Source organism: Kumtagia sp. (genome assembly GCF_059502445.1).
On sequence record NZ_JCACER010000107.1, the window covers coordinates 82,172 to 107,771 of the forward strand.

General features: G+C 67.6%; 25 protein-coding genes. 16 read left to right on the plus strand and 9 right to left on the minus strand.

What is annotated here, in order from left to right; genetic code table 11:
• The first annotated feature begins 117 nt into the window (after nt 1-117).
• The 6 genes from AC5JDC_RS28125 to AC5JDC_RS28150 all read left to right on the plus strand — a co-directional run bounded on the left by AC5JDC_RS28125 (nt 118) and on the right by AC5JDC_RS28150 (nt 4,981).
• Nucleotides 118-504, plus strand: a complete 387-nt coding sequence (locus AC5JDC_RS28125; RefSeq protein ID WP_106770632.1) for an EthD domain-containing protein — start codon at nt 118-120, stop codon at nt 502-504.
• The gene (locus tag AC5JDC_RS28130) at nt 504-1,301 is read left to right on the plus strand and encodes an SDR family NAD(P)-dependent oxidoreductase (protein ID WP_495846684.1); all 798 of its coding nucleotides are present in this window, start codon (nt 504-506) and stop codon (nt 1,299-1,301) included. Before AC5JDC_RS28125 ends, AC5JDC_RS28130 begins: the two co-directional genes overlap by 1 nt.
• 75 nt (nt 1,302-1,376) lie before the next feature.
• Nucleotides 1,377-2,141, plus strand: coding sequence for an SDR family NAD(P)-dependent oxidoreductase (locus tag AC5JDC_RS28135; RefSeq protein WP_495846686.1), 765 nt, complete (start codon nt 1,377-1,379; stop codon nt 2,139-2,141).
• Nucleotides 2,142-2,220: 79 nt separating this feature from the next.
• Nucleotides 2,221-3,186: a zinc-binding dehydrogenase gene (locus AC5JDC_RS28140; protein ID WP_495846947.1), complete on the plus strand. Its 966-nt coding sequence runs from the start codon at nt 2,221-2,223 to the stop codon at nt 3,184-3,186.
• Nucleotides 3,187-3,230: 44 nt separating this feature from the next.
• A complete protein-coding gene (locus AC5JDC_RS28145) occupies nt 3,231-3,968 on the plus strand; it encodes an SDR family NAD(P)-dependent oxidoreductase (RefSeq protein ID WP_495846688.1) in 738 nt (245 codons plus the stop codon).
• A gap of 5 nt (nt 3,969-3,973) precedes the next feature.
• A complete protein-coding gene (locus AC5JDC_RS28150; protein WP_495846690.1) occupies nt 3,974-4,981 on the plus strand; it encodes a zinc-dependent alcohol dehydrogenase family protein in 1,008 nt (335 codons plus the stop codon).
• 20 nt (nt 4,982-5,001) lie between these two features.
• On the opposite strand, the gene AC5JDC_RS28155 is transcribed toward AC5JDC_RS28150, so the two are convergent.
• The 4 genes from AC5JDC_RS28155 to AC5JDC_RS28170 all read right to left on the minus strand — a co-directional run bounded on the left by AC5JDC_RS28155 (nt 5,002) and on the right by AC5JDC_RS28170 (nt 9,196).
• Nucleotides 5,002-5,916 (minus strand): hydroxymethylglutaryl-CoA lyase, encoded by a 915-nt coding sequence (locus AC5JDC_RS28155; protein WP_495846692.1) that lies wholly within the window; start codon nt 5,914-5,916, stop codon nt 5,002-5,004.
• Nucleotides 5,916-7,133, minus strand: a complete 1,218-nt coding sequence (locus AC5JDC_RS28160) for a CaiB/BaiF CoA transferase family protein (RefSeq protein ID WP_495846694.1) — start codon at nt 7,131-7,133, stop codon at nt 5,916-5,918. The genes AC5JDC_RS28155 and AC5JDC_RS28160 overlap by 1 nt, the downstream gene beginning before the upstream one ends.
• 151 nt (nt 7,134-7,284) lie before the next feature.
• A complete protein-coding gene (locus tag AC5JDC_RS28165) occupies nt 7,285-8,550 on the minus strand; it encodes an MFS transporter (protein ID WP_495846696.1) in 1,266 nt (421 codons plus the stop codon).
• Nucleotides 8,551-8,638: 88 nt separating this feature from the next.
• On the minus strand, nt 8,639-9,196 hold the full coding sequence (locus AC5JDC_RS28170; protein ID WP_495846949.1) for an NAD(P)H-dependent oxidoreductase: 558 nt from the start codon (nt 9,194-9,196) through the stop codon (nt 8,639-8,641).
• A gap of 193 nt (nt 9,197-9,389) precedes the next feature.
• Here AC5JDC_RS28170 and AC5JDC_RS28175 point away from each other — a divergent pair, with 193 nt between their 5' ends.
• The 6 genes from AC5JDC_RS28175 (at nt 9,390) to AC5JDC_RS28200 (ending at nt 15,671) form a co-directional block, all read left to right on the plus strand.
• Nucleotides 9,390-9,932, plus strand: coding sequence for a nuclear transport factor 2 family protein (locus AC5JDC_RS28175; protein WP_495846698.1), 543 nt, complete (start codon nt 9,390-9,392; stop codon nt 9,930-9,932).
• A 153-nt stretch (nt 9,933-10,085) separates the two neighbouring features.
• Nucleotides 10,086-11,108 carry a TRAP transporter substrate-binding protein gene (locus tag AC5JDC_RS28180; protein WP_495846700.1) on the plus strand — a complete coding sequence of 341 codons (1,023 nt, stop codon included), beginning with the start codon at nt 10,086-10,088 and terminating at the stop codon, nt 11,106-11,108.
• A 47-nt stretch (nt 11,109-11,155) separates the two neighbouring features.
• The gene (locus tag AC5JDC_RS28185) at nt 11,156-12,193 is read left to right on the plus strand and encodes a TRAP transporter substrate-binding protein (protein ID WP_495846702.1); all 1,038 of its coding nucleotides are present in this window, start codon (nt 11,156-11,158) and stop codon (nt 12,191-12,193) included.
• A 68-nt stretch (nt 12,194-12,261) separates the two neighbouring features.
• The gene (locus tag AC5JDC_RS28190) at nt 12,262-13,500 is read left to right on the plus strand and encodes a cytochrome P450 (protein ID WP_495846704.1); all 1,239 of its coding nucleotides are present in this window, start codon (nt 12,262-12,264) and stop codon (nt 13,498-13,500) included.
• A gap of 296 nt (nt 13,501-13,796) precedes the next feature.
• Nucleotides 13,797-14,324 (plus strand): TRAP transporter small permease, encoded by a 528-nt coding sequence (locus AC5JDC_RS28195; RefSeq protein ID WP_495846706.1) that lies wholly within the window; start codon nt 13,797-13,799, stop codon nt 14,322-14,324.
• Between the two features lie 51 nt (nt 14,325-14,375).
• On the plus strand, nt 14,376-15,671 hold the full coding sequence (locus AC5JDC_RS28200) for a TRAP transporter large permease (protein WP_495846708.1): 1,296 nt from the start codon (nt 14,376-14,378) through the stop codon (nt 15,669-15,671).
• Between the two features lie 449 nt (nt 15,672-16,120).
• Here the strand turns inward: AC5JDC_RS28200 and AC5JDC_RS28205 are convergent, their stop codons facing one another.
• The 4 genes from AC5JDC_RS28205 to AC5JDC_RS28220 all read right to left on the minus strand — a co-directional run bounded on the left by AC5JDC_RS28205 (nt 16,121) and on the right by AC5JDC_RS28220 (nt 20,357).
• Complete coding sequence (locus AC5JDC_RS28205) at nt 16,121-16,930, minus strand: helix-turn-helix transcriptional regulator (RefSeq protein ID WP_495846710.1); 810 nt, start codon at nt 16,928-16,930, stop codon at nt 16,121-16,123.
• A gap of 601 nt (nt 16,931-17,531) precedes the next feature.
• Nucleotides 17,532-17,855: a 2Fe-2S iron-sulfur cluster-binding protein gene (locus AC5JDC_RS28210; RefSeq protein ID WP_106770617.1), complete on the minus strand. Its 324-nt coding sequence runs from the start codon at nt 17,853-17,855 to the stop codon at nt 17,532-17,534.
• Nucleotides 17,856-17,874: 19 nt separating this feature from the next.
• Nucleotides 17,875-19,092: a cytochrome P450 gene (locus AC5JDC_RS28215; RefSeq protein WP_495846713.1), complete on the minus strand. Its 1,218-nt coding sequence runs from the start codon at nt 19,090-19,092 to the stop codon at nt 17,875-17,877.
• A gap of 50 nt (nt 19,093-19,142) precedes the next feature.
• Complete coding sequence (locus AC5JDC_RS28220; RefSeq protein ID WP_495846715.1) at nt 19,143-20,357, minus strand: cytochrome P450; 1,215 nt, start codon at nt 20,355-20,357, stop codon at nt 19,143-19,145.
• 267 nt (nt 20,358-20,624) lie between these two features.
• On the opposite strand from AC5JDC_RS28220, the gene AC5JDC_RS28225 reads away from it, so the two are divergent.
• The 4 genes from AC5JDC_RS28225 (at nt 20,625) to AC5JDC_RS28240 (ending at nt 24,528) form a co-directional block, all read left to right on the plus strand.
• Entirely contained in the window at nt 20,625-21,851 is a 1,227-nt protein-coding gene (locus AC5JDC_RS28225; protein ID WP_495846717.1) for an NAD(P)/FAD-dependent oxidoreductase, read from the plus strand.
• A 32-nt stretch (nt 21,852-21,883) separates the two neighbouring features.
• Nucleotides 21,884-22,828 (plus strand): nuclear transport factor 2 family protein, encoded by a 945-nt coding sequence (locus AC5JDC_RS28230; protein ID WP_495846719.1) that lies wholly within the window; start codon nt 21,884-21,886, stop codon nt 22,826-22,828.
• A 210-nt stretch (nt 22,829-23,038) separates the two neighbouring features.
• Nucleotides 23,039-23,791, plus strand: coding sequence for an NIPSNAP family protein (locus AC5JDC_RS28235; protein WP_495846721.1), 753 nt, complete (start codon nt 23,039-23,041; stop codon nt 23,789-23,791).
• On the plus strand, nt 23,788-24,528 hold the full coding sequence (locus tag AC5JDC_RS28240; RefSeq protein WP_495846723.1) for an NIPSNAP family protein: 741 nt from the start codon (nt 23,788-23,790) through the stop codon (nt 24,526-24,528). Before AC5JDC_RS28235 ends, AC5JDC_RS28240 begins: the two co-directional genes overlap by 4 nt.
• 4 nt (nt 24,529-24,532) lie before the next feature.
• Here the strand turns inward: AC5JDC_RS28240 and AC5JDC_RS28245 are convergent, their stop codons facing one another.
• Entirely contained in the window at nt 24,533-25,570 is a 1,038-nt protein-coding gene (locus AC5JDC_RS28245) for an alpha/beta fold hydrolase (protein ID WP_495846725.1), read from the minus strand.
• Nucleotides 25,571-25,600: the final 30 nt, after the last annotated feature.

The window sequence follows — 25,600 nt, forward strand, 5'->3', positions numbered from 1 at the left end:
TTCCGCCGCTGCGTCCCTCGCGGCAGGGATAGAGCCTGTCGCGGTGCTGCGTCACCGTGCCAGCTTCGATCGCGTGGACCGCGCTCGTCCGTCGCTGTTTGCTGGAAAGAGAAAGACATGCTGATCACGCTCGGCTTCTACAAACGCAAGCCTGGCCTTTCGCGCGAGGAGTTCTCACGCCACTGGCGCGAGGTGCACGGCCCGCTGATCGCCAACGACCCGATCCTGTCCAAATACATCAAGCGCTACGTCCAGCATCATATGGTGCCGAGCAGCGGCTGGCCGAATGTCGGTCCGCTCGACTATGACGGCTTTTCGGAATCCTGGTTCGAGAGCCTCGAGGCGCGAAAGGAGATGCATGCGCTGCCCTATTTCCAGAACGAGATGATCGAGGATGAGCGCAAGTTCCTCGACATGGAGGCCACCCGCATCCTGATGTTCGACCAGCAGGTCGTGCAGATAGGCAAGGACTATTCGGCCGAGTGGACGGCGGGCAGGGTCTGATGCAGGGTCTGAGCGGCCGCGCGGCCATCGTCACCGGCGCCGGCCAAGGCATCGGCCGCGCCATCGCCGAAAGGCTGCACCGCGAGGGCGCGCTGGTGCTCGCCGTCGACAGGAACGCCGACACGCTGGCGACCTTGTCCGGCGAGCGGATCGCCACGCTGGTCGCCGACGCCACGGCCGACGACGCGCCGGCGGCGATCATCGGCCGTTGCAAGCAGGAGTTCGGCTCGGTCGCCGTGCTTGTCAACAATGTCGGCGTCGGCAATGCGCCGCCGGCGCATGAGACGACGGACGAGATCTACGACTTCCAGCTCAACGTGAATCTGCGCACCACGTTCCGGCTGTCGCGCGACGTCCTGCCCGAACTGCGCCAGACCAGGGGGACCATAGTCAACATCGCTTCCTCGATCGGCCTGTCCGGCTACCGCCGCTGGGCCGCCTATTCGGCAGCCAAGGCCGGCGTGATCGGCCTCACCCGCCACATGGCGGCGGAATACGGACCGCAAGGCATCCGCGTCAACGCCGTGGCGCCGGGCATCATCGCAACGCCGCAGACCGAGGGGCGGCTCGCCACCGCCCGGTTCCAGGCGACGATCGTCGGCACCATGCCGCTCGGTCACGTCGGCCGGCCGGAGGACGTTGCCGCCGCCGTCGCGTTCCTCGCCAGCAACGAGGCGGCCTTCGTCACCGGCCAGGTGCTTGCCGTCGACGGCGGCCAGACCTCGTCCGTCTTCATTGCCGAGCATCTGGTCGAGGCGTGGGAACGGACCGTCGAGCCGCAGGACAGCGCGGCCTGACCGCCTTCGTCCGGGACGGGCGGTGCCGACTGCCGCGAAGATAGAGAGACGGGAATTCAAGGGAGATTTGCATCGATGAGGATCGCACTGGTCACCGGCGGTACGGGCGGACTCGGCCTGGCGACGGCGAATAAATTCGCGGAGGACGGCATGACGGTAATCGTCGCCGACCTCGACGGCGAGGCGTCGCGCAAGGCCGCTACCGGGCTTCCGGGCACCGGACATGCCGGCATTGCACTCGACGTCTCCGACGAACGGGCCGTCATCGCGGCGTTCGACATGGTCGAGGCCGAGTTCGGCCCAATCGCCGTGCTGGCGCATTTCGCCGGCGTGCTCGGGGCCGGTGGCACCGCCACCGGCATCGGCCTGGCCGAATCGACCGTGGACGACTGGGACTGGGTGAACCGGATCAATGCGCGCGGCACCTTCCTGTGCGTGCGTGAGATGGCGCGGCGGCGCCGCGCCCGGCCCGTCGAGCACGGCCGCATCATCACCATCTCGTCATCGGCCGGCCAGATGGGCGGCCTGCAGTCCGGCATCGCCTATTCGGCATCGAAGGCCGCCGTGCTCGGCCTGACTCGTGCCGCCGCGCGCGACCTCGGGCCGATCGGCGTCACCGTCAACGCGATCGCGCCGGGTCCGATCGAGACGCCCATGCTGGCGCAGGCGACCGGCAGGCCGGCCGATGGGCAGAAATACAACAAGCTCGACGCGCTGCCGCTCGGCCGCATCGGTCTGCCGGAGGAGATCGCGGCAGCCGCCTCCTATCTCGCTTCGGCCGGCGCCGCCTTCGTCACCGGGACGACCATCGACGTCAATGGCGGCCTGCATATGCATTGACGGCGGGCTGCCGAACACGGCCAAGCCCGCAATCTTCAATGTGGCCCGCAATTTCGAGGAGCGGACGATGAGTGCAACCATGCAGGCCGGAGTCGCCACGGAGGCGGGGCTGGCCATTCGGGAGGTGCCGCGACCGGCGCCGGGCGACGAGCAGGTGCTGGTCAAGGTCTCGGCCGCCGGAATGAACCGCGCCGACCTCAACGCCGCCAGAGGCGCGGGCGTCGCGACCAAGGAGGCGCTAGGCAAGCCGATCGGCATGGAATGGGCCGGCGAGATCGCGGAACTCGGCAAGGCGGTCAAGAACCTGCGCGTCGGCGACCGCGTGATGTGCTCGGGCGGCGGAGGTTATGCGGAATTCGCAGTCGCCGACATGGGCCGCACCATCAGGCTGGACGGCCTCGACCTCGAGCATGCGGCGGTGCTGCCGCTCGCCTTGATGACGGCGCATGACGCGGTCGTCACGCAAGGGCGCCTTGCCGAGGGCGAAGCGGTTTTCGTCCATGGCGCCAGTTCGGCGGTCGGCCTGATGGCCATGCAGATCGCGCGGCTGCGAGGCGCCTCGGTCATCGCCGCCACATCCGGCGATTCCGCCAAGCGCGAGAAGCTGGAGCCGTTCGGCGCGACGCTTCCGCTCGATCCCGCCGATCCCGCCTGGCCGGACCTCCTGCTCGCCGCGACGGGCGGCAAGGGCGCCAACGTCGTCGTCGACATGGTTTCGGGCCCCGGCATCAATTCGGTGATGAAGGCCGCCGCCGTGCTCGGCCGTATCGTCAATGTCGGCCGGCTGGGCGGCGCGAAGGCCGAGTTCGATTTCGACCTGCATGCGGCGAAGCGGCTCGCCTATGTCGGGGTCACCTTCCGCACGCGCTCGCTGGCCGAGGTTCGCGCTATCGTCGAGCGTATGAAGGCCGATCTGTGGGACGCCGTATCGGCCGGCAAGCTTGGGCTGCCGATCGACCGCAGCTTCCCCCTCGCCGAAGCTGTCGCTGCGCATGAGCACATGCGCGCCAACCGGCATTTCGGCAAGATCGTGCTGCGTCCCTGACGCGGCCCGGCTTTCAATCATTCGAAACGGGACGGAGACTGCGCATGCGTTTGGCCGGCAAGGTTGCGATCGTCACGGGGGCGGCCTCGGGGCTGGGCGCGGCGACCGCGAAGCGGTTCGTCGAGGAGGGCGCGAAGGTATGCGTCGCCGATCTCCTGGAGGAGGAGGGCAAGGCGGTCGGGCGCTCGCTCGGCGACGCCGCCATTTTCCGGACGCTGGACGTCACCGACGAGAGCCAGTGGATGGCCGTCGTCGATGCGGTCGTCGCTGCCTTCGGGCGCCTCGACATCCTCGTCAACAATGCCGGGATCGGTCCCGGAACCACCGAGATATTCGACGACACCGCCTGGGAGCGGCAGGCCGGCATCAACGGCAAGGGACCGTTCCTCGGCATCAAGTCCGTCGTGCCGCCTATGCGCCGGACGGGCGGTGGCGCGATCGTCAACATCTCCTCCATCTCGGCCAAGGTCGGCATGGGGCTGCATCTCGGCTACGGCGCATCGAAGGGCGCGGTGCTTGGCATGTCGAAGACGGCGGCGGTGACGTTCGCCCGCGACAACATCCGCGTGAACGTGGTGATGCCCGGCGTCATGCCGCCGATGCGCAACTCGACGGCCAAGGCCGATCCGGCGACGCGCCAGCGCATGCTCGACGGCATACCGATGGGGCGCACCGGCGAAGTCGAGGACATCGCCAACGCCGTGCTCTTCCTCGCCTCCGATGAGGCAAAATACATCACCGGCGTCGAGATCGCGGTCGACGGCGGTTACCTGGCGAGGTAACGGCGATGCGGGCCTATCATCTCACCGGCAATGCCGGCCGCAAGGAACTGAAACCCGTCGATCTGCCCGAGCCGGCACCGGGGCCGGGCGAGGTGCTGGTGCGCATGCGGGCAGCCTCGCTCAACTATCGCGACCTGCTGGTGTCGGACGGCCTTTACGGATCGGGCGTTCCGGACACGCTCATCCCGCTTTCGGACGGCGCCGGCGAGGTCGCGGCGCTCGGTGAGGGCGTCGGCGGCCTTGCGGTCGGCGACCGCGTGGCTGGCGCCTTCTATCCCGACTGGATCTCCGGGCCGATCACCGCTGCGGCGCGCCGGCGTGCGCTCGGCGGCTCGATCGACGGCGTGCTCGCCGAGCATGTCGTGCTGCCGGCGCATGCGGCGCTTCCTATTCCCGACCATCTGTCCTTCGAGGAAGCGGCGACGCTGCCCTGCGCGGCGCTGACCGCCTGGAACGCGCTTGCCGAAGTCGCCCGCCTGCGGCCTGGCGAGACGGTGGTCCTGCAGGGCAGCGGCGGGGTCTCCGTGATGGCGCTGCAATTCGCCAAAATCATGGGTGCGCGCGTCATCCACACCTCCGGCAGCGCCGAAAAGCGGGAGCGGCTCGCCGCCCTGGGCGCCGACCATGTGCTCGATCACACGGCCGAACCGGGCTGGGACCGTGCCGTGCTCGACCTCACCGACGGTATCGGGGCCGATCTGGTGGTCGAGGTGGGCGGCCCCGGCACGCTGGAGAAATCGTTCCGCGCGGTGCGCGTCGGCGGCGCGATCGTGTCGATCGGCTTCGTCGCCGGCGGTTCCGCGATCGACCCGCGGACCATCATCAGCCGCTGCATCCGCCTGACCGGCATCACCGTCGGCAGTTGCGACATGTTCCGGGCCATGAACCGGGCGATCGGCCAGAACGGCATGCGACCCGTGGTCGACCGGGTCTATGCCTTTGAGGAGGCGGCCGAAGCCTATGAACGCCTGCGCTCCGGCGGGCATTTCGGCAAGCTCGTCGTCGCCATCTGAAGGCCGGTCTGGCCTCGGCGCTATCGCGCCGAAGCCGTCAGCGCGTGGCGGACGCGCCCGCCCGGCAGCCCGCCGGGTATGGCGGCGCCGTCGCAGGCGACCGGCACCAGCGCGTCGAGATCGATGCCGGTCGCGACCCCCATGCGCCGGAACATCCAGGCAAGGTCCTCCGTCGCGACATTGCCGGTCGCTCCCGGCGCGAAGGGGCAGCCGCCGAGCCCGCCGAAGGATGCGTCGAAAACGCGAATACCCTGTTTCCAGGCGGCATAGACATTCGCCAGGCCGAGCCCGTAGGTATCGTGCGCATGCAGCGCCCAGCGCCGCGCCTGCGGGAACCGTGCGTGACACGCCGCGACCAGGCGCTCGACATGGTCGGGCGAGGCGCGCCCCGTCGTGTCGCACAGGCAGATCTCCGCATCGGGCCGGATCGGCACCAGTTTTTCCAGCAGTGCCAGCACGTCGGCTTCTGCGACGCGGCCGTCGAACGGGCAGTCGAAGGAGGTCGCCAGGTTCAGCCGCACGGCGATACCGTCCGGCAGGGCGGCGATCAGGCGGCGGTATTCCTCCACCGATTCCAGCGGATGCCGGCGCACGTTGCTGCGGTTGTGCGCCTCCGAAACCGACAGCACGAAGGCCAGGAAGGTCGACCCCGCGGCGAGCGCGGCCCGGCCGTGTTTCTCGTTAGGCACCAGCACCTGCGGCCGGATGCCGGCGATCCCGGCGCAGGCGCCAAGAACCTCGGCGGTGTCGCTCAGCTGCGGCAAGGCCGTGGCGCTGACGAAGGAGCCGATCTCGATCCGCCAAAGGCCCGTCGCCGCCAAGCGTTCGAGGAAGGCGATCTTGGTCGCGGTCGGAATGAACGGCCCGATCCCCTGATAGCCGTCGCGCGGCCCCACCTCGACGATCTCGACAGATTGCCCGGCCGCTTCAGCCATCAGATCACCCCCTCCTTGCGCAGCATCGCGATCTGCTCGGCCGGCAGGATTTCGCCGAGCACGGCGTCGGTATGCTCGCCGATCGCCGGTCCGGGCCAGCGGATCGCGCCGAGGTCGTCGGGGATGTGCGGCACCACTCCGCCATGCAGGACCTCTCCGAACAGTCTGTCTTCCACCGACCGCACCATGCCGCGGTGAAGGAACTGCGGGTCAGCGGCGCATTCGGCGGCCGTATAGACCTGCGTGCAGGGGATGTCGGCCTCGTTCAGGCGGCGCTCGATGGCGGCGACCGGCAATTGCCGGGTCCAGGTCGCGATGATGGAGTCGAGTTCCTGGACGTTTTGCACCCGCGCGCGGTTGTCGGAGAATTTCGGGTCGCCGGGCAGGTCCGCCCGGCCGATCAGAGCGCAGAGCCGAGAAAACAGCGGCGCCGAATTGGCGGCGATCAGAATCCACCGGCCGTCGGCGCTGGGATAGGCGCTGGAGGGTGCCGCCGTCGGGATGCGCGAGCCGGTCGGCTGCCGTATTTTTCCCAGTGCGCCATATTCGGGCAGCATGCCTTCCATCATGCTCAGCACCGCTTCCGTCAGTGCCACGTCGGCCGTGCGGCCCTTGCGGTCGCCGCCGACCCGGTCGCGCTGCCACACCGCCGAGACGATGCCGAAGGCGGCGTAGAGCCCGGCGAGCGAATCGCCGATGCTGACCCCGACCCGCACCGGCGGCAGGTCGGAGGTGCCCGGCGCATGGTCGCTGAGATGGCGCAGGCCGCCGATCGCCTCGCCGATGACGCCGAAGGCGGCGCGGTCGCGATAAGGTCCGTCCTGGCCGTAGCCGGAGATATGCGCGATCACCAGGTCGGGGCGGGCGCGGCGCAGCACGTCGTCGCCGAGCCCGAGCCGGGCGAGTTGTCCCGGGCGGAAATTCTCCACCACCACGTCCGACTTTTCGACCAGCTTGAGCACGATGTCGGCGGCGCGCGGCTGCTTGAGATTGAGCGTGACGGAACGCTTGTTGCGGCCGTGCATGGACCACCACAGCGAGTTGCCGTCGATCTGCTCGCCCCATTGCCGCACCGGGTCGCCCTCCGGCGGCTCGATCTTGATGACGTCGGCGCCGAGATCGCCCAGGATGCGCGTGCAGAAGGGCGCGGCGACGAAATGGCCGATCTCGACGACGCGCAGGCCGGTCAGCGGTCCGTGCCGGGCGGGTTCGGTCATGGCGGTCCTCGGAAGACGATGCTGCTTCGTCGCGGCGGCTCCCGTCAGGGCCGCAGCCGCTTCGCAGCGAGCCAGGTTTGCACTGCAAAAAACCTATCGGCCCGCGGCTTGGCACTCTGTCCTCCCCGCCGGGGACAGTGCCGGGGGGCAACTACGCGGCGGCGGCATCGGTGAGCGCCGCGCGCCTCTCGGCCCGGCTGAACGACCGGTTGCGCACCGCCAGATAGACCGCCAGCACGCTGAAGCCGATGCTGAGGATGACGATCGCCGGCAGCAGCCCGAGCCGGTCGGCGATCACGCCGGTGACGACGATCGGCACAGCGGCGCCGAAATAGCCGCTGATGTAGAGGCCCGACAGCACCGAGGCGCGGATCTCGGACGGCGTGATGCGGTTTACCAGCTCCGAGCAGCCCATCCAGGAGAGCCCCTGCGCCGCGCCGGCCATGACGGCGCCGGCGATGAGGCCGGCGGCCGACTTCCACATCAGGGTCGCGACGATGAGCAGGAGGCTGGGCGGCACCAGCACCATGCCGATCATGATCGCCCGCCGGTAGGGCATGCCCTTGGTGAAGAGCTGGACGACGCCCGCCGTGGTGAGGAAGGCCACGACGGTGAGGCCGCCGAGCAGCTTGTTGGTGGCGCCGAGCACGTCGAACACCAGTGCCGGGCCGAGCGCCAGCCACAGGCCGGTATTGGCCCAGCTCAGCGCGCCGGTGACCGATGCGAAGACGAAGCCGGACCGGATTTCGGCGGGGACGCGAAGGCCCTGCGGCGCGAAGGAGGTCTGCCGAAAACCGCGGCGGCTGCCGGGCAGGATGGTCTCACGATAGGCGAGGAACAGGCCGAGCGCCGCCGCCAACCCGCATAGCTGCAGCAGGAAGGGCAGCATCACCACCGTGTCGTGGCTGCTGCCGAAATGCACGACCAGCGTCGCCACCAGCAGGCCGACCGCCGGGGAGGCGAGCGTCGCGATGGCGCCGATGCGCGAGGCCTCGGAGCGGTCGCTGCGCGGATGCAGCTCGACGATCGCCGCGACGGCCGGGCCGCTCATCAGGCCGATGGCGATGCCGTTGAGCAGGCGGGCGGCGACCAGATAGGCCATGCCGGTCGCCGCCAGATAGGTCAGGCTCGACAGGGCGGTCACCAGGATGCCGGCCAGGATCAGCGGCTTGCGGCCGAGCTGGTCGCCGAGGCGGCCGCCGAACAGAAGGCCGGCGGTGACGCCGAGCGGGTAGCAGGCGAATATCAGCGTGATCGCCGACGTGCTCAGCCCGAACTCGACCTGCCACAGCGGATAGAGCGGGGTGGCGAGGTGGCTGCCGAGAAGCGTCAGGAAGAGCACCAGCGCCGACGCCGCATATTGCGCCTGCGCCGACAGGCGTGCCGATGCGTCGGCATCCGGACCGTTGGTCAGCATCGCGCGCCTCCCTTTGATGCGGGGCCAGACTAGGCGGTCCCCGTCGAGCATCTGTCCTGCGGGACAGGGACGCCAGGCTGCCGGCGTTTCAGCCGCGGCCCTGGATGCGCTCGCGCGCCGCCGCCAGCGCCTCGGCAAAGCGGGCGATGCGGCGGCCGAGATAGCGGCCCGCTTCCGCCGCTTCGGCCGGGAGCCCGTCCTTCGAGGCGGTGAAGCTCACGCCGTAGGGATTGCCGCCCGCCGGCTTGAGCGAAGGGTCGGTATAGCCCGTCGGCACGATGACCGAACCCCAGTGATAGAACACGGTGGCGAGGGTCAGCAGCGTCGCCTCCTGTCCGCCATGCGGATTGCCGGCGCCGCAGAACATGCTCACCGGCTTGTCCTGCAGCTTGCCCTGCGCCCACAGCCCGCCGGTCTGGTCGAGGAACTGCTTGAGCTGCGCCGAAGGCAGGCCGAAGCGGGTCGGCGTGCCGAAGACGAAGCCGTCGGCCCATTCGAGGTCGGCGAGCGCGGCCTCCGCCACATGGCTGGTCGCCTCCAGGTTCTCGCGCCAGCCGGGGCGGCTGTCTATCGCCGCGTCGGGGGCGAGTTCCCGCACCTTGCGCAGGCGCGTCTCCGCCCCTTCGGCGCGCGCCCCTTCTTCGATGGCTTTGCCCAGCACGTAGTGGTGGCCGGTGCTGCTGTAATAGACGATCGCGATCCTGGCCAAGCGGAAACCCTCCATGTTCGCCGACGAGCCTAACCGCCGTGCCTGCCGCCTATGCACCTTTGGGCAGGGACAGACGTGCCGGCCGGCTGGCGTCGTGATCGGGAACCTCAATAGGGCCGGGATGTCTCGAATGGAACAGCGCCTGCAATCGGAAGTCGAAAAGCTGCTGATCAAGGAGCAACTGCACGAGCTCGAGATGGCCTATTGCCGCGGCATCGACCGCCGCGACTCCGAGCTGATCCGCTCGATCTTCTTTGCGGACGCCATCGAGGACCACGGCGATGCCTGGCAGGGAACCGGCTACGAATGGGTCGACTACATCTTCTCCGGCTATCTCGCGCAGTTCGAGGTGACGGCGCATTACGTGCTCAACGAGTGGTACAAGGTGAAGGGCGACAAGGCGGAGGGCGAGACGCATCGCATCTCCTATCATCGCCGCCCCAATGGCGAGGAGGTCACCGCCGGCTCGCGCACCTTCAACCGCTACGAGTGCCGTGACGGCGTCTGGCGCATCGCCTATCGCGGCGTCACCCGCGATTGGCTGAGGGAGAGCCGCGCCGCGCCGCCGGATCCCTCGCAGCCCAGGCACATGATCCTGCGTCCGAGCCTGTCCGGCCCCGACGATGTCTCCTACCGCGAGCTGCCGATGTTCGGGCGCGGGCCGATCTGGTGAGACCCCATCTGTCACCCGGTGGGGGACAGACAAATTTGTCGCCGCCGCCATTCTCGCCGCCACTGAGGATCGGGAGTCCCATCGGGACTGCGGCCGCCTCGGCGGGCATGCCGGGCTAGCCCACGCCTGTAGGCCGGCAGGGAGGGAGACGCGATGAAAGGGAAACTGATCTCGCTGGCTGGCGCATGCGCCATGCTGCTGTGCGCCGGCTCGGCCTTCGCCGACACGGTGACGATCCGCTACTCCTCCTGGCTGCCGACCAGCCACTGGTACGTCGCCAGCAACATCGTGCCCTATCTCGAGGAGATCGAGACCGTCACCGAGGGCAGGGTGAAGGTCGACATCCTGCCCAAGACGGTCGGCACGCCGCAAAGCCAGTTCGACGTCGTCCATGACGGGCTGGCGGACATGAGCTGGATCGTCGTCGGCTACACGCCCGGCCGTTTCACGCTTGCGGAGATGGGCGAGCTGCCGCTCACCGGCGACACGACCTCGACCGGCCCGGCCTTCCATCGCCTTTATATGCAGCATTTCGCCGGCGCCGGGGAGTTCGACGGCGTGGCGCTGCTGGCTGTCTATACCGGCAGCGCCGGCCATGTCGCGACCCGCGGCAAGAAGGTCCAGGCTGTCGCCGACTTCAAGGGCCTGAAGCTCAGGAGTGCGTCCAACGCCGCCACCGAGGCGCTCAACCTGCTCGGCGCCGTGCCCATCCTCAAATCGGCGGCGGAGACCTTCGAGCTGCTGTCGACGGGTGCCATCGACGGCAGCCTGATGATCCCCGAGACCGTGGTCTCGGCCAATGGGATCGATTTCCTCGACAGCTTCACCGTCGTGCCGGACGGCCTCTTCAACACGGTCCACGCGATCATCGTCAACCAGGGCAAATGGAACGAGATCGCGCCGGAGGACCAGAAGGCGATCCTGGCGATCTCGGGTGAGAGACTCGCCAGGACCGTGGGCGAATCCTATGCGCGCGAGAACGCCGAGGCATTGGAGGCGATGAAGGCTAAGGGCTATGCGATCGACACGCTGAGCCCGGAGGAGGGCGCCAGGCTGAAGACCGTGCTTGCGCCGGTGGAGCAGAAATGGATCGACGCCGCCAGGCAGAAAGGCATCGCCGACCCCGCCGCCGTGCTCGCCGAGCTTCGCGCCGCATCGGCAAAGGCGGGCGACTGACCGACCAGGCCTGCGATGAACCGCTTCCCCAACCACCGGAGTGACAGATGTTCCTGAAGAGACTTGCCGGCTTCGCCATGGCAGCGGCAATCGCATTTTGCGCGGGCGCGGCTGCCGCCCAGGAGGTTACGCTTCGCTATTCCTCCTGGCTTCCGGTCGGCCACTGGCTGGTGCAGGAACAGTTCGTCCCCTGGTTCGCCGAGATCGAGAAGGTCACGGAGGGCCGCGTCAAGGTCGAGGTGCTGCCGAAGACGGTCGGCACCGCGCTCAGCCAATACGACGTGGTGCGCGACGGTCTCGCCGACATGTCCTTCATCATCCCCGCCTATACGCCCGGGCGGTTCCCGCTGATGGAGATGGGCGAGCTGCCGCTGCTCGGCGACGACGCGTCGAAAATGTCGCTCGTCTTCGAACGCATCTACCGCAAGCATTTTCTGGCGCTCAACGAGTTCGACGGCGTCTTCCCGATCACAATGTGGAACATCACCGCGGTGCAGCCCTTCAACAACCGGCGGCCGGTCACGAAGATCGACGACCTCAAGGGCCTCAAGCTGCGCAGCCCCAACGGCATCATCACCGCCATACTCACGACCGTCGGCGGCGTGCCCATCCTGAAGTCGTCGATGGAAGCCTTCGAGATGCTGTCGACCGGCGCCATCGACGGCCAGGTCACCCAGGCCGACACGGTGGTCGTGAACAATGCAACCGGCCTGATGAGATACGCCACCGTGGTGCCCGGCGGCATGGCCAATTCCGCGCACATCATGGCGATCAATCCCGACAAATGGGCCGAGATTTCCGAGCAGGACCAGAAGGCGATCCTCGCCATCACCGTCGAGAAGCTGGGCCATTCCGTCGGCTCGGCGTTCCATCGCCGCGAGGTCGACGGCATGAAGGTGCTAGCCGACAACAACTACGAGATCGTGACCGCCGACAAGGCCTTCGTCGACGGCCTGAAGGAGGTCGTCAGGCCGATCGAGGAGGACTGGATCGAGCGCGCCAAGGCCAAGGGCGTCGCCGATCCGGCGGCCGTGCTCGCCGAGTTCCGCGCCGAGATCGCCAAGGCCGAGCAGGCCGGCAACTAGCGCCGGCAGACCTTTGCCCGGTAGGCCATGCTGCCGGCCGGGCGTCACGACCAGGCAGGAGAGAGCCGATGCAGCCACACAGCGAAGCCCAGGCCACGGTCCCGGCCAGCCCCGTCGCCACGCTGGAGCCTCCCGCATTCGACTGGGACCCGTGGGCGATCGAGAACCTGATCGATCCCTATCCGATGCACGAGGCGCTGCGCGACGCCGCGCCGATCGTCTGGCTGCCGCAATACGACATGTACGCCGTCGGCCGGCATGAGGAGTGCAGGACCGTACTGTCCGATTATTCGCGCTTCATGACCGGCGCCGGCACCAGCATGCAGGACATCCGCAAGCCCGGAAAGTTCCGCATCCCGAGCCGGCTGCAGGAGGTCGACCCGCCGAAGCACACGCAGATCCGCTCGGTGGTGACGCGCGCCATGCCGCCGACGGTGATCCGCCGCATGCGCGACTTCTTCGAGGCGAAAGCCGCCGAGATCGCCGCGCGCGTGCTCGCCATGGGCACGTTCGACGCGGTCGACCAGATCACCGAGCCCTATGTCATATCCGCCTTCCCGGCGGCGGTCGGCGTCCGTCTCGAGCGCAAGGCGGCGCTCACCATCGCCGAGATGCGCTTCAACCAGAGCTGCCCCCACAACGAGCTCTACCACAAGGCAATGAAGGCGGCCGAACCCTATCTCGACTGGTTCGACGAAGCCTGCCAGCGCCCCAATGTCGAGCCGGGATCGATCGCCGACCTTCTGTTCCAGGCCGAGGAGGCAGGCCAGCTCGAGGAAGGGGTCGCCTCCAACATCACGCGCTCCTTCGTCGGCGGCGGCGTCGATTCCACCATCAGCGCCATCGGCCACACGCTCCATCACCTCGCCCGCAATCCCGACCAGTTCGCGCGGGTGAAGGCGGATCCGAAGAAGGTGCGTCCCGCCTTCGAGGAGGGCATCCGCATGGACACGCCCTTCCAGTTCACCTGGCGCACGACGATCCGCGACACCCATCTCGGCGACTACCGGCTGGCCGGCGACACCAAGGTCACCGTGCTGCTCGGCGCCGCCAACCGCGATCCGCGGCGCTGGCAGGACCCGGAGCGTTACGACATCGGCCGCGAGACGGTCGGCAACTATCTCGGCTTCGGCGTCGCCGACCACAATTGCGTGGGCCAGATGATCGCCCGCCTCGAGGCCGACGCGATCCTGACCGCGCTCATCCGCGGCGCCAGGTCGATCGAGCTCGCCGGCGAGCCGGTCTACCGCCCGGTCAACCAGATGCGCATGCTCGGCAAGCTGCCGCTGCGGGTGGTGCCGGAGTGACCATGCGGAAGGCTCATGGCTGTCACCGGTCGAGCTGACATGCCGCACGGCGCTGTCCCCGGTGCGAGTGACAGTGACGGGGCGGCGAGTGGCTAGACTCTGCCACCAGCGACAAGAAACGCCGGGAGGGGAACCGCCGTCCGCGCATGCCGGAACGCATCGCAAGGGAGGATGATCGTGTCCACGATAAAGACCCGGGGCCTCGCGGCCCTGTCCGCACTTTCGTCCGCCGCCGGAAGACCTGCGCCGCAAAGCGGCGGCACGGCAGGCGAACGCGTAGTAGGAGGTCATCGGCCATGCTGAAATGGATGGATCGTCTGACCGGCCTGATCGGCTCGGTCCTGCTCTTCCTGCTGATGATCGTCACCTTCGTCGACGTGTGCGGACGCAATCTGTTCAATCATCCGCTCAGCGGCGCGTCCGAGATCACGGAGATCCTGCTCGCCTGCATCATCTTCCTGATGCTGCCGCAGGTGGCGATGAAGCGGATGCACATCGTCATCGACCTGATCGACATGATTTCCACCCACGCCATGCGCATTGCGCTGGAGATATTCTCCGCCATCGCCAGCTGCGCCATGTTCGGCCTGATCGGCTGGCAGCTCTGGGCGCTGGGCGACAAGGCGGTCGGCTACGGCGACGCGACGCCGTCGCTGCAGCTGCCGCTGGCGCCGGTCTTCTATTTCATCGCGGTGCTCTCCTTCATCAACGCCATCGCCTTCCTGGTCGCGATACCGCGGGCCATCGGCACGCCCGAGGCGGCTCCCGGGAGCGACGGGGTCGAGGAGGTCGAGCCCGCCGAGAAGCTGCACTTCACCGTATAGCGTCCGTGCGCCACCGCCCTGCCACCCATTCGCCCGAGAAGGATTGATCCCATGGTCGCCGCCGGCGCTGGTTTTCTCCTGTCGTTCGTCCTCATCTTCCTGCGCGTGCCGATCGCGGTGGCGCTCGGCATAACCGGCTTCGTCGGCTTCGGCCTGCTGATCGGCTGGAAGCAGTCGTCGATCATGCTGGCGCTGACCACCCGCGACGCGGCGATGTCCTATTCGATGTGCGTCATTCCGCTGTTCATCCTGATGGGCAATTTCATCGCCGGCACCGGCGTGTCGCGCGAGCTCTACAAGGCGGCGCAGGCCTTCCTCGGCGGGCGGCGCGGCGGCCTGGCCAGCGCCACCGTCTGGTCGTGCGGCGGCTTCGCCATGGTGTGCGGGTCGAGCGTCGCCACCGTGGTGACCATGGGCAAGGTGGCGCTGCCGTCGATGCGCTCGTTCCAGTACAAGGACAGCCTGAGCGCGGCGACCATCGCCGCGGGTGCCACGCTCGGCATCATCATTCCGCCGAGCGTGCTGCTGGTCATCTACGGCATCATGACGGAGACCCATATCGGCAAGCTCTACGCCGCGGCGCTCGTCCCCGGCGCCCTCGGCATCCTCGGCTACATCGCTGCGGTCAAGTGGACGGTCTGGCGTGACCCGGCATCGGCGCCGAGCGCCGTGAAATCCTCCCGGCAGGAGCGCTACCAGGCGCTGCTCAGCGTCTGGCCGGTAGTCCTGCTGTTCGCGCTGGTGCTCGGCGGCATCTACAGCGGCATCTTCACGGCGACGGAGGCGGCGGGCATCGGCGCGTTCGGCGCCTTCTGCCTGGCGCTGGCGCGCCGCAGGCTGACCAGGCAGGGGCTCTACGACATCCTGCTCGACAGCGCCCAGTCCACCGCCGTGATCTTCGGCCTGATGATCGGCGCGCTGATCTTCACGGAGTTCCTCAACTACACCGGCGCGCACACCGCGCTTCTGTCCTTCGTGCAGGATTCCGGCTTCTCGCCCTTCATGGTGATCGTCGTCATCTGCGTCATCTATATCATCCTCGGCGCGCTCATGGAGGAGCTGTCGATGATGCTGCTGACGGTGCCGCTGTTCTTCCCGATCGTCACCGGCCTCGGCTACGATCCGGTCTGGTTCGGCGTGCTGGTGATCGTGCTGTGTGAGCTCGGCATGATCGCGCCGCCGGTCGGCGTGAACCTGTTCGTGGTCAGGTCGTTTGCCCCGGATATCCCGATCACCACGGTGGTGCGCGGCATCGGTCCGTTCGTGGCGGCCGACATCGTCCGCGTCTTCGTCATCGCGTCGTTCCCGATCCTGTCGCTCTATCTACCGGCATTGTTCTTCGACTGAGCGGACGGCTGCAGGGAAGGTCGAAAAACGGGCGTTCGCGCCCGTTTTTTGTTTGCCTGCGCCTCGATGCCGACGGTCGCCATGAATTCCGGCTGTTGCTCCTGGTGCCGATGAATTTCGCGGCTTCGCACCCCCACCCCTGACCCCTCCCCACAAGGGGGAGGGGGACTTTGCGGCCGCTTTGCCACACGAAACCGCCACGATTGGTGCTGGGCGGAGACGCCAGCCGGTCCCCCTCCCCCTTGTGGGGAGGGGTTAGGGGTGGGGGTCAATTCATATGCGATAGCCCTGCTGTAAGGACGGGGGAGAAGGTCGCTCTGACGACCGACTTCGCAATCGCCGTGCGGCCACTGCGCGGCGGCACGATTGCCCAAAAAAAGACCCGCATCGAAGCGGGTCAGGAGGTCGAGGGAGGAAGGAGGATTGACGGTTGATTGCGTGGCCGCTTGTCAGTTCAGAGCAGCGGTGGTTTCAGCCTCGCCGCGCGTGGCGCTCCACAGCGCCAGATACCAGATCAGCAGCTCGCGCTGGCTGCCGATGCCGAGCCTGAGATAGGCGCGCTTGCGATAGGTCATCACGCTCTCCTTGCCGATGCCGAGATCGAGCGCGATGCCGTAGGAGGACAGGCCGTAGAGGATGCGCGCGCAGACCTCGCCCTCGCGCCGCGACAGGTCGGTGGCCGACAGCACGCATTCCTCGATCTCCGGCAGCGAGCTGAGGGCGGGCGTGAGGTTAGGCTTGTTGGCGACCAGGTCGTTGTGCTTGGCGATCGCCGAAACGAGTATCCCGGCGGTGCGCCGCAACAGCTCGATTTCCATGTCCTGCGCCGGATCGTGCCGCGCCGGGCGTACGATGCTCAGGCAGTAGGCGGCATCGGCCTTGCGCGTCGCCACGAGGATGCGCTGGCTGCGGCCGGCGGCGAACCCGCAGGCGCGCGCGCTGGCTTCCGGGACGCCTGCGACCTCGATTCGTACCGCGTCGACGGCGACCATGCTGAGCTGGCGCTTGATCTCGTAGGCGGTGAGATCCGGTCTGGTCGAAGCCCCTTCGCCATCGGCCGAGACGAGCAGGGACAACTCGCCGCCACGGAACTGATAGGCCGCGCAGTGGTCCGCTCCCACGACGGCGGCGGCGAAGGACAGGACGCGGTCGGCGAAATCATGGGCACCGATCGACTCCACTACGGCCGAGAGGGCGAAACCATCGTGAAGCAGAGGGCGGTCCATGGGCGCATGCGCGGCATTCAGCGTGGTCGTCATCAATTCCTCCCTGTAACGCAACCAACGGCAGAATAGTTTCATTCTGAAAATATTTCAATACGAAATTAATGTTGCGGCGCACCCTGACTATCCCGTTGAAATTGCTTGATGAACTTGCCTGTCATATATATGATTTTTTTGCTCATGTTTTATATTTTGCTGCGCACCCATTTTTCGGGAACCGAACTATTTCGATCCTCTCGGCAGCCGGAGCCGCGCCCGCGTCTCGGATTCTATTTCTGAATGTTTCTTACCGACGTCGACTGCGCCATCCCGGCAGGGCTCGGACTCCAGGACGTCAAAACCGGTGCAAAGAATCGCCGACTATCGCGCGAGCTGAGCCACGCGCTGTCTGTGAGTTCGATAGACCGGGGGAGGGCAAGGGACTCCGTCAATCGCATGCCGATGGAGCAAGGAGGGCGCCTCTTCCGTTGGCAGGTCGCTTGGCGCCAAGATGCCGGCGGCAGGCATGGGACGCCGGCGATACAGATCGGGGCTGTAGGCATCGTCTCTGATGAGGAATATCCCGAACGAACGGGGTATGGCGGCGGACCGGACTTCGATGCGATCGATGTCCGCCATCGCTCCGGAATGGCCAAGGCTAAAGCTGCGGGTCGGCGATGCGCACGGTCAGCCCGTCCATGTCCTCGGTCACCACGAGCTGGCAGCTCAGCCGACTGCAGGGGGAGCGCCCCATGGCGGTGAAGTCGAGCATCTGGTCCTCGTTCGCCTGGACCGCGGGCATCTTGTCCAGATAGCCGTCCTCCACCAGCACATGGCAGGTGGCGCAGGTGAGCCCGCCGCCGCAGTCGCCGACGATCCCGTCTATGCCATGCGCCGTGGCGGCGCGCATGAGGCTGGTGCCGACGGGGATATCGAGCTCGATCCGCGACTCGTCGGGGTTGATGAAGGTGACTTTCGGCATCGGCAGACCTCGTTTGCTGTCAGGCGGCGCGGACCAGCCGAAGCGGCAGGCGTTCCAGCGTCCGCAATGTGTTGACGAGCCGGTATTCCGGCGCGCCGGCCGGCTCGATCCGCTCGACGCGCCGCACCAGCGCTCCGAGAATGCATTCGGCCTCGAGCCGCGCGATCATCTGGCCGATGCAGATGTGATGTCCGACGCCGAGCGCCAGGTGGATGCCGGCGGTCTCGCGCTCGACGTCGAAACGCTCGGGATCGGCAAACTTGCGCTGGTCGCGGTTGGCGGCGCCGAGGAAGTTGGCGATCTTGGTGTCGTCTTCGAGGCGCAGTCCGGACAGCACCTGCTCCCCCTTCGTCGTCCGGAACATGACCTGCGAGGGCGAATGGAGGCGGATCGCCTCGTCGAAGGCGCCGCGCAGCTTAGCCGGGTCGGCCTTCACCTTCGCCCATTCGCCGGGGTTGCTCGCCAGCAGGTTGAGCGTGTGACCGATGCCGGCGATGGTGGTGTCGACGCCGGCGCGCAGGAACGAGCGCACCTGCACGCCCGCCGTGCCCTTGTCGAAATCGCCGGCATCCTCGGCCTTGTAGATCTTCTCGCCGAAGCCGCCGGGCAGCATGCTCTCGCGCTGAAAACTCTTCTGGTATTGGTCGAGGATCGGCTCGACCCGCTCGAGCGACTTCTGCAAGAGCTCGTTGTTCGGCCCGATCTGGTTGAAGTTCATCTCGCCGATGGCGACGAAGTTCTCGCGCGGCATGTCGACGCCGAGCACGTCGGGGAAGACCTTCAGCACGAAGGCCTCGACCAGTTCGCCCACCGCCTCGATCTCGCCCCTGGCGACGGCGCGTTCCGCCACGGTCTCGGCTTCCGCGGCAAAATGCTCGCGCCATTGCCGGATCACCAGCGGCGACAGCACCTTGGTCATGGCGCCGCGGATCTTGGTATGTCGGGGCGGATCGACCTCGGCGATCGGGCTCGGCGTGCGCCAGGCGCCCGGCTTGCGGATGTCCGACATGCCGATGCCGCCTTCGGAGGTGAAGCGGGCGTAGTCGCTCATCACCGTCCGCACTTCCTCGTAACGGCCGACGGCATAGATGCCGTATTTCGGGATGAAGACGACCGGCGCGGTCTCCCGCAGCCTCTCGTGGAAAGGGTAGGGGTTCTCGATGTTCTCGTCGGAGAAGGGATCGACGTCGAGGACCGGAGGTTCGGGCAATCGGCTGGGTGCTGTGCTTGGGGTCATCCTGGCAAAGATCCTGGTTCGAGATGTCCGGCCCGCAGGTTCGTCCCGCGCTAGCCGAGCCTGGCGCGCAGCGGCAGCTGGTCGAGCGTGCGCATCTGGTTGATCGGCCGGTAGCGCGGCGGGCCTGCCGGCTCCAGCCTGTCGATCCGCGTCACCAGCGCCTTCAGGATCGCCTCGGCCTCGAGCCGCGCGATCATCTGGCCGATGCAGATATGCGCGCCGGTGCCGAAGCCGAGATGGATGCCGGTGGTGTCGCGCGTCACGTCGAACCTGTCAGGCTCCTGCCATTTGCGCGGATCGCGGTTGGCGGCACCCAGGAATACGCCGACCTTGGTGTCAGGCCGAAGCTGCACGCCGGAGAGTTCGGCCTGGCCCGTGGTCGTGCGATAGGTCACCTGGAATGGCGATTCCAGCCGGATCGCCTCCTCGAAGGCGGCCCGCACCTTGTTCGGGTCGGCCTTGACGAGCGCCCACTGGTCGGGATTCTGCGCCAGCTTGTTCAGCGTGTGGCCGATGCCGGTGATGGTGGAATCGGTGCCGCCGCCGACGAAGGAGCGCACCATGTTGGAGGCGATGCCTTCCTCGAACTCGCCGCGGTCCTCGGCGTCGAACAGCATCTCGGCGATCGAGCCCGGCGTCACGCCTTCCCGCCGCACGCTGTTCTCGAACCATTCGAGATAGGGTTTCGCCCGCTCCATGGCGCGGAGGTAGAGCTCGTTGGGCGGGCCGCTCTGGTTGAAGCGCATCTCGCCGATGGCAAGGATCTCCTTGCGCGGCAGCTTCACGCCGACCGCCGCCGGGAACACCTTCAGCACGAACGCTTCCGCCACGTCCTCGACGCCGTCGAACTCGCCCTTGGCGACCAGTTCCTCCACCAGCCCTTTCGCCTCGGTCTCGAAATGCTCGCGCCAGCGCCGGATGACGATCGGCGACAGGTATTTCGTCAGCGTCGCGCGGATCGCCGTGTGCCCGGGCGGATCGTTCTCCAGCAGGCGGTTGGGGATGCGGAAGTCGCCGGGCTTGCGGATGTCCTGGATGCCGATGCCGCCGCATGCGGTGAAGCGGGCATGGTCGTTGAGCACGATCGCCGCCTCGGCGTGGCGGCCGACGGCATAGACGCCGTAGCGGTCGATGAAGGCGGCCGGTCCGGCTTCGCGCAGCCGCTCGTGGAAGGGGTAGGGGTCGCGCAGGACCTCGAGCGAATAGGGATCGACGTCGAGAACCGGCGCATCGATCGTTTTCGTGCTCAGCGCTGCTTCACTCATGCTCGACCATCAGTCTCAAACCACTTGCTCCGGCATCGTCGGTCCCGCCCCGCCAGGCGGGCAGGCCGCCAGCGCAATGCATGGCCGTGGCGGCACGCAAGGTCCGACGATCGGCATCAGAAGACCACCCGGCACGCACCTTAGCTGTCCCCCTTGCTGGGGAAAGCGCCGCGTCCCTTGCCGGAGGGATACGCGTCCTTTCGCCGCAAACCGATCATCGGCGGCATGAGGCGCGCGCCGGACCGACGCCAACGGACGAAGGATGAGATGCTGAACGCGATCGTGATCGTCGGCGCCGGCCAGGCCGGCTTCCAGACCGCGGCCTCGCTGCGCCAGGACGGATTTGCCGGCTCGATCATGCTGGTCGGCGACGAGCCCGGCATGCCCTACCAGCGGCCGCCGCTGTCCAAGGCCTACCTGCTCGGCAAGACCGATGCGCCCGGCCTGTTCTTCCGTCCGGAGAAATTCTTCGCCGACCACCGCATCGATCTCGTCAACAGCGCGGCGGTTGCGCTCGACCGCACCAACCGGCGCGTCAGCCTCGCTGACGGCAGCGCCCTTGCCTATGACCACCTGGTGCTCGCCACCGGGGCCCACAACCGATCGCTGCCGGTGCCGGGGGCGGAACTCGACGGCGTCTTCGGCCTCAAGAATCTTGGCGACGCCGATGCGCTCGCCGCACGCCTGGGAGAGGTCGAGAACGTCGTCGTGGTCGGCGCCGGCTTCATCGGGCTGGAATTCGCGGCGGTGGCGCGCGCCAGCGGCAAGACCGTGCATGTCGTCGAGCTCGCCGACCGGCCGATGGCGCGCGCCGTGTCGAAGGAGACGGCAGAATTCTTCGCCGACGCCCATCGCGGCTGGGGGGTGATGCTCGACTTCGGCCAGGGCCTGTCGCGCATCGACGGCGAGCGGGGCAGGGTGGTCGCCGTCGAACTGACCAACGGCCGCCGGCTTCCCGCCGATCTCGTCGTGTTCGGCATCGGCGTGCTGCCCAATGCGCAGCTCGCCTCCGAGGCCGGGCTCGACATCGAGAACGGCGTCAAGGTCGATTCCTACCTGCTGACGTCGGACCCGGCGATCTCGGCGATCGGCGACTGCGCCATGTTTCCGAGCCAGCATGCCGGCGGCTCCATCCGGTTGGAATCCGTGCAGAACGCCGCCGACCAGGGCCGCGCCGTGGCCGCCAGGCTGGTCGGCAAGGGCGCGCCCTACGCCGCCGTGCCATGGTTCTGGACCGACCAGGGCGATTTGAAGCTGCAGATGGTCGGGCTCTCGGCCGGGCACGACGCCACCGTGCGGCTCGGCGATCCGGCGACGCGCAGCTTCTCGATCCTGCTGTTCCGCCGCGGCCGGCTGATCGCCGTCGAATCGGTCAACCGCCCGGGCGACTTCATGGCGGCGCGCAAGGTTCTCGCCAGCCGCGCCACGCCGCGCTGGGAGGAGGCAGCGGCGGAGGGTTTCGAGCTGCGCGCCTGGGAAGCGGCCAACCGCTGATCGGCGCGGCAGAATTTCACGAGGAGGAAAGAATGACACGCGCCGACCAGATCGCACCGAGGGACGCCAACGAGCGCACCGTGCTTGGGTTCTACACCAACCTGATGAAGAAGGACCTCGACGCCTTCGCCGAGCTATGGGCCGAGGACGCGGTGCAGGACATGCCGTTCGCCGCCGGCGTGGCGGTGCTCGAACCGGCCTGGTACGGCAAGGAGAAGCTGCTGTCCTACTACAGGAAGTCGATCCCCAACCGCCGCGACCACGTCTTCGAGATCGACAAGCTGCACCGCACGACCGATCCGGACGTCATCGTCGTCGAGGCCGCCGGCCGCAGCACGATCGGCGAGACCGGCCGGCTCTACGACCAGCGCTACGTCTTCGTCTTCCATCTGCGTGACGGCAGGATCGTGCTCAACCGCGAGCACTTCAACCCGATCGTCTGGCAACAGGCCTTCGCCGGCACCGACGTCACCGCCAATCCGGATCCGTCGGCGGCGCGCTCGGCCACCGGCCCCGGCACACGCGCCGACGCCTTTCTGCCGCAAACGCCGCAGGAGGCGGTGGCGATCGACTTCTACCGTCTGCTGATGAAACGCGACTTCGACGCCTGGGGCGCGCTGTTCACCGAGGACGCCACGCAGTTCAACCCGTTCATGCCGGCAAAGGAGGGTCTCAAGCAGACCTTCCAGGGCCGCGACTACATCGTCCACCACTACAGGACCGTGCTGGAGAAGCGCCGCGGCCCCGACTTCACCATCTACGGCCTGCACCAGTCCACCGACCCGAACGTGGTCATCGTCGAGGCGGGCGGACGCAGCGAGGTACCGGAGACCGGCCGGGTGTACGACCAGCGCTACGTGATGATCGTCAACCTGCGTGAGGGAAAAATCGCCTCGACCCGCGAATACTTCAACCCGCTGGTCTTCCAGAACGCCTTCGACGGTTTTCTGGTGGGCGAGGGCGCGGTGCCGAATTGACGGCCTGCGGTCAGCGTGACGGTCGATCAGGCAATCGTATATGAGTTTACCCCCACCCCTAACCCCTCCCCACAAGGGGGAGGGGACCGGCTGGCATGTCCGCCAGGCGCTAATTGTCGACGATTTCGTGCGGCATGGCGGACACGAGGTCCCCCTCCCCCTTGTGGGGAGGGGTTAGGGGTGGGGGTACAGAGCCGGGAGCGTTGCCCCATGTTTGAATTCCGCTTCTACTCCGTGGCGCCGGGGCGTATGGCGTCCGAGCTGGCGCTGGTGCACGACATGGGTTTTGCCGGCGCGCCGGACGAGCCGGGCGGACCGCCGGCGCATGCCGGGTCGCTCTGGGACCGCTACGGCGTCCATCGCCCGCTCGGCTCGTGGGCGGTGCTCAGCGGCCGCCAGGCGCCGGGTTTTCTGTACATCATCCGCTGGCCCAGCATGAAGGAGCGTGACGAGCGCTTTCCGCGCTTCTGGACCGACCCGTTCTGGCGCGCCCGCCGCGCCGAGCTCACCGACGGCCAGCCGCTGGTCGACAGCATCGAGACCTGGCTGCTGGAGCCGTCGGCCGCCTGGCGCAAGGCCGGTACCGACCCTGTTCCCGGACCGGTCGGCGGCGTGCATGAGCTGCGCATCGAGAACGTGCTCAACGGCTCGCAGGCGGAAGCCGCGGACAGCCTCGGCAGCGTCGACCTGCCGGCGCTGCGCGAGCTCGGCGCCAGGCTGCTCGGCGTCTTCGAGGTGACGATCGGGCCGGAGCGGCCGCGTTTCGTCACCCTGCTCGCCTGGCCCGACCTCGACACGCAGCAGCGGGCCTGGTTCGCGATGGACCGGCATCCCGTCGTGCGGGCGCAGCGCGAGCGGGAGCGCCGGCGCCACGGGCGCGACCTGTTCGCCTCGGCCGACGCCTATCTGCTGGAGCCGATCTCCTGGAACCTGCCGCATGCCGATCTCGGAGTGGCGCCATGAGCCGGCTCGCCCCGCCGCTGACGATCGACAGCTATTACGAGCTGCGCCTCTACCAGATGATCCCCGGCCGCATGCCGGATTTCCACATGCTGATGAGCGAGGACGTGCCGCCGTTGTTTTCCCGCAACGGCATCCCGGCTCCTCTCGCCTTCTGGGAAGGTTATGCGGGACCGCTTGCGCCGCTCTACGCCTACCTCCTGCACTGGCGCGATCTCGACGACAGGATGAGTGCCTGGAAGCGTTTTTATGCCGATCCGGAATGGATCGCGAGCATGGGCGCCAACTACGGCGGGCAGCAGCGTGTCGAGCGCTCGCACGTCTTCATCCTGCGCCCGTCGCCGGTGTGGGAGCGGTTCCGCGAGGCCGACAGCGGCGAGCCGGTCGGCGGTGTGCATGAATTGCGCTTCCACGACGTGCTCAACCAGGATCCCAATCTCGCGCACCAGTCGCTGGCCGAGCACGATCTCCCCTTCCTGCGGGCGCGGGGCGCCCGCGTGCTCGGTGTCTTCGCGACATGGTTCGGCACGCGCATGAACCAGGCGGTGACAGTGCTCGCCTGGCCCGACGCGGAAAGCTGCCGGCAGGCCAATTTCGCCCACCAGATCGATCCCGGCCTGCTTGAAGTCCGCGACGGGGAGCGGCGGCGCTACGGCCGGCCGCTGCTGCGCGGCACCGACATCCACATCCTGCAGCCGATCGGATACGGGATGGCGCGCGCCAATCTGGCGCCGGCCTGACCGCTCAGGACACGTTCGCCGGCGGCCATGAGGCGGGCACGCGCGTCGCCAGCCAGCGCACGAGATGCGCCGACAGCTCGACAGGCTTCTCCTGCGCCATCCAGTGCCCGGAATCGACGACGCCGATCGTCAGGTCCGCACAGAGGTCCCGCATCGGCTCAGCCAGGCGCGACAGGACTGACTCGCAGGTGATGTCGTACCGCCCGGCGACGAACAGCACCGGCATGTCCAGCCGCCCTTCGTTTTGAGCGCGCAAGGCATAGGCCCGGTTGGCCGCATCGTTCATGTAATAGGAATCCGGGCCGAAGAAGCCGTTCCTGGCGAGGCTTTCGGCATAGGCGCGAAGATCCTGCTCCGACAGCACGGCCTCGTCGCGCGGCCGGTCGGGCGCTATGTCGTCACCGCCAAACCAGCCGTTGTTGGCGAACACCGCCACATGCGGGCTCGGCCGACCCAGCTGCTCCGGCTTGCCGCGCCTGAACAGCGCCTTGATCGTCCGGTATGGTGAAGCCTCGAAGACGCTCCGCGCCCGATCGAAGCGCTCATGATAAAAGCGCATGTAGGCCCACTGCCCGTCGGGATGAACCGCTGCCGGGTAGATGTCGCGATCGACCAGCGAAATCAGGTGCTCGAGGCCAAGTTCGATCGTGCGGTAGGGGACGCAGAGATTGGCGACGCCGTGACACCGCTCGGGATGGTGGCCGGCGATGTTCCAGACGGTGGCGGTTCCCCAGTCATGGCCGACCCACACGGCCTTCTCGACGCCCAGCCCGTCGGCGAGCGCGATCATGTCGGCGACGACGAGTTCCTGCCGGTAGGCGTCATGGGTCGCGTAGACGCTCGACCGGCCATAGCCGCGCATGTCCGGCGCGATCACGCGATAACCCAGCCCGGCTAGCGTCGGCATGACATGGCGCCAGCTCAGCGACAGCTCGGGCCAGCCATGGATCAGGAAGATGACCGGCCCGGAAGCCGGTCCGCATTCGAGGTAGAAGGTGCGATGCTCCGGCGTCGCGAAGGAGTTCTGCAGGATCTCGGTCATTGCCACCCCTGTTTAGAGCATGCGGCGCAG

Excerpts from the sequence above, each read along its gene's own strand:
- AC5JDC_RS28220 (WP_495846715.1), bottom strand. The coding sequence starts at position 20,357 with ATGAGTGAAGCAGCGCTGAGCACGAAAACGATCGATGCGCCGGTTCTC.
- AC5JDC_RS28235 (WP_495846721.1), top strand. The coding sequence starts at position 23,039 with ATGTTTGAATTCCGCTTCTACTCCGTGGCGCCGGGGCGTATGGCGTCC.
- AC5JDC_RS28215 (WP_495846713.1), bottom strand. The coding sequence starts at position 19,092 with ATGACCCCAAGCACAGCACCCAGCCGATTGCCCGAACCTCCGGTCCTC.
- AC5JDC_RS28175 (WP_495846698.1), top strand. The coding sequence starts at position 9,390 with ATGGAACAGCGCCTGCAATCGGAAGTCGAAAAGCTGCTGATCAAGGAG.
- AC5JDC_RS28150 (WP_495846690.1), top strand. The coding sequence starts at position 3,974 with ATGCGGGCCTATCATCTCACCGGCAATGCCGGCCGCAAGGAACTGAAA.
- AC5JDC_RS28125 (WP_106770632.1), top strand. The coding sequence starts at position 118 with ATGCTGATCACGCTCGGCTTCTACAAACGCAAGCCTGGCCTTTCGCGC.
- AC5JDC_RS28165 (WP_495846696.1), bottom strand. The coding sequence starts at position 8,550 with ATGCTGACCAACGGTCCGGATGCCGACGCATCGGCACGCCTGTCGGCG.
- AC5JDC_RS28205 (WP_495846710.1), bottom strand. The coding sequence starts at position 16,930 with ATGACGACCACGCTGAATGCCGCGCATGCGCCCATGGACCGCCCTCTG.
- AC5JDC_RS28140 (WP_495846947.1), top strand. The coding sequence starts at position 2,221 with ATGCAGGCCGGAGTCGCCACGGAGGCGGGGCTGGCCATTCGGGAGGTG.
- AC5JDC_RS28180 (WP_495846700.1), top strand. The coding sequence starts at position 10,086 with ATGAAAGGGAAACTGATCTCGCTGGCTGGCGCATGCGCCATGCTGCTG.
- AC5JDC_RS28135 (WP_495846686.1), top strand. The coding sequence starts at position 1,377 with ATGAGGATCGCACTGGTCACCGGCGGTACGGGCGGACTCGGCCTGGCG.
- AC5JDC_RS28240 (WP_495846723.1), top strand. The coding sequence starts at position 23,788 with ATGAGCCGGCTCGCCCCGCCGCTGACGATCGACAGCTATTACGAGCTG.
- AC5JDC_RS28160 (WP_495846694.1), bottom strand. The coding sequence starts at position 7,133 with ATGACCGAACCCGCCCGGCACGGACCGCTGACCGGCCTGCGCGTCGTC.
- AC5JDC_RS28245 (WP_495846725.1), bottom strand. The coding sequence starts at position 25,570 with ATGACCGAGATCCTGCAGAACTCCTTCGCGACGCCGGAGCATCGCACC.
- AC5JDC_RS28195 (WP_495846706.1), top strand. The coding sequence starts at position 13,797 with ATGCTGAAATGGATGGATCGTCTGACCGGCCTGATCGGCTCGGTCCTG.
- AC5JDC_RS28130 (WP_495846684.1), top strand. The coding sequence starts at position 504 with ATGCAGGGTCTGAGCGGCCGCGCGGCCATCGTCACCGGCGCCGGCCAA.
- AC5JDC_RS28230 (WP_495846719.1), top strand. The coding sequence starts at position 21,884 with ATGACACGCGCCGACCAGATCGCACCGAGGGACGCCAACGAGCGCACC.
- AC5JDC_RS28200 (WP_495846708.1), top strand. The coding sequence starts at position 14,376 with ATGGTCGCCGCCGGCGCTGGTTTTCTCCTGTCGTTCGTCCTCATCTTC.
- AC5JDC_RS28145 (WP_495846688.1), top strand. The coding sequence starts at position 3,231 with ATGCGTTTGGCCGGCAAGGTTGCGATCGTCACGGGGGCGGCCTCGGGG.
- AC5JDC_RS28225 (WP_495846717.1), top strand. The coding sequence starts at position 20,625 with ATGCTGAACGCGATCGTGATCGTCGGCGCCGGCCAGGCCGGCTTCCAG.
- AC5JDC_RS28185 (WP_495846702.1), top strand. The coding sequence starts at position 11,156 with ATGTTCCTGAAGAGACTTGCCGGCTTCGCCATGGCAGCGGCAATCGCA.
- AC5JDC_RS28155 (WP_495846692.1), bottom strand. The coding sequence starts at position 5,916 with ATGGCTGAAGCGGCCGGGCAATCTGTCGAGATCGTCGAGGTGGGGCCG.
- AC5JDC_RS28210 (WP_106770617.1), bottom strand. The coding sequence starts at position 17,855 with ATGCCGAAAGTCACCTTCATCAACCCCGACGAGTCGCGGATCGAGCTC.
- AC5JDC_RS28190 (WP_495846704.1), top strand. The coding sequence starts at position 12,262 with ATGCAGCCACACAGCGAAGCCCAGGCCACGGTCCCGGCCAGCCCCGTC.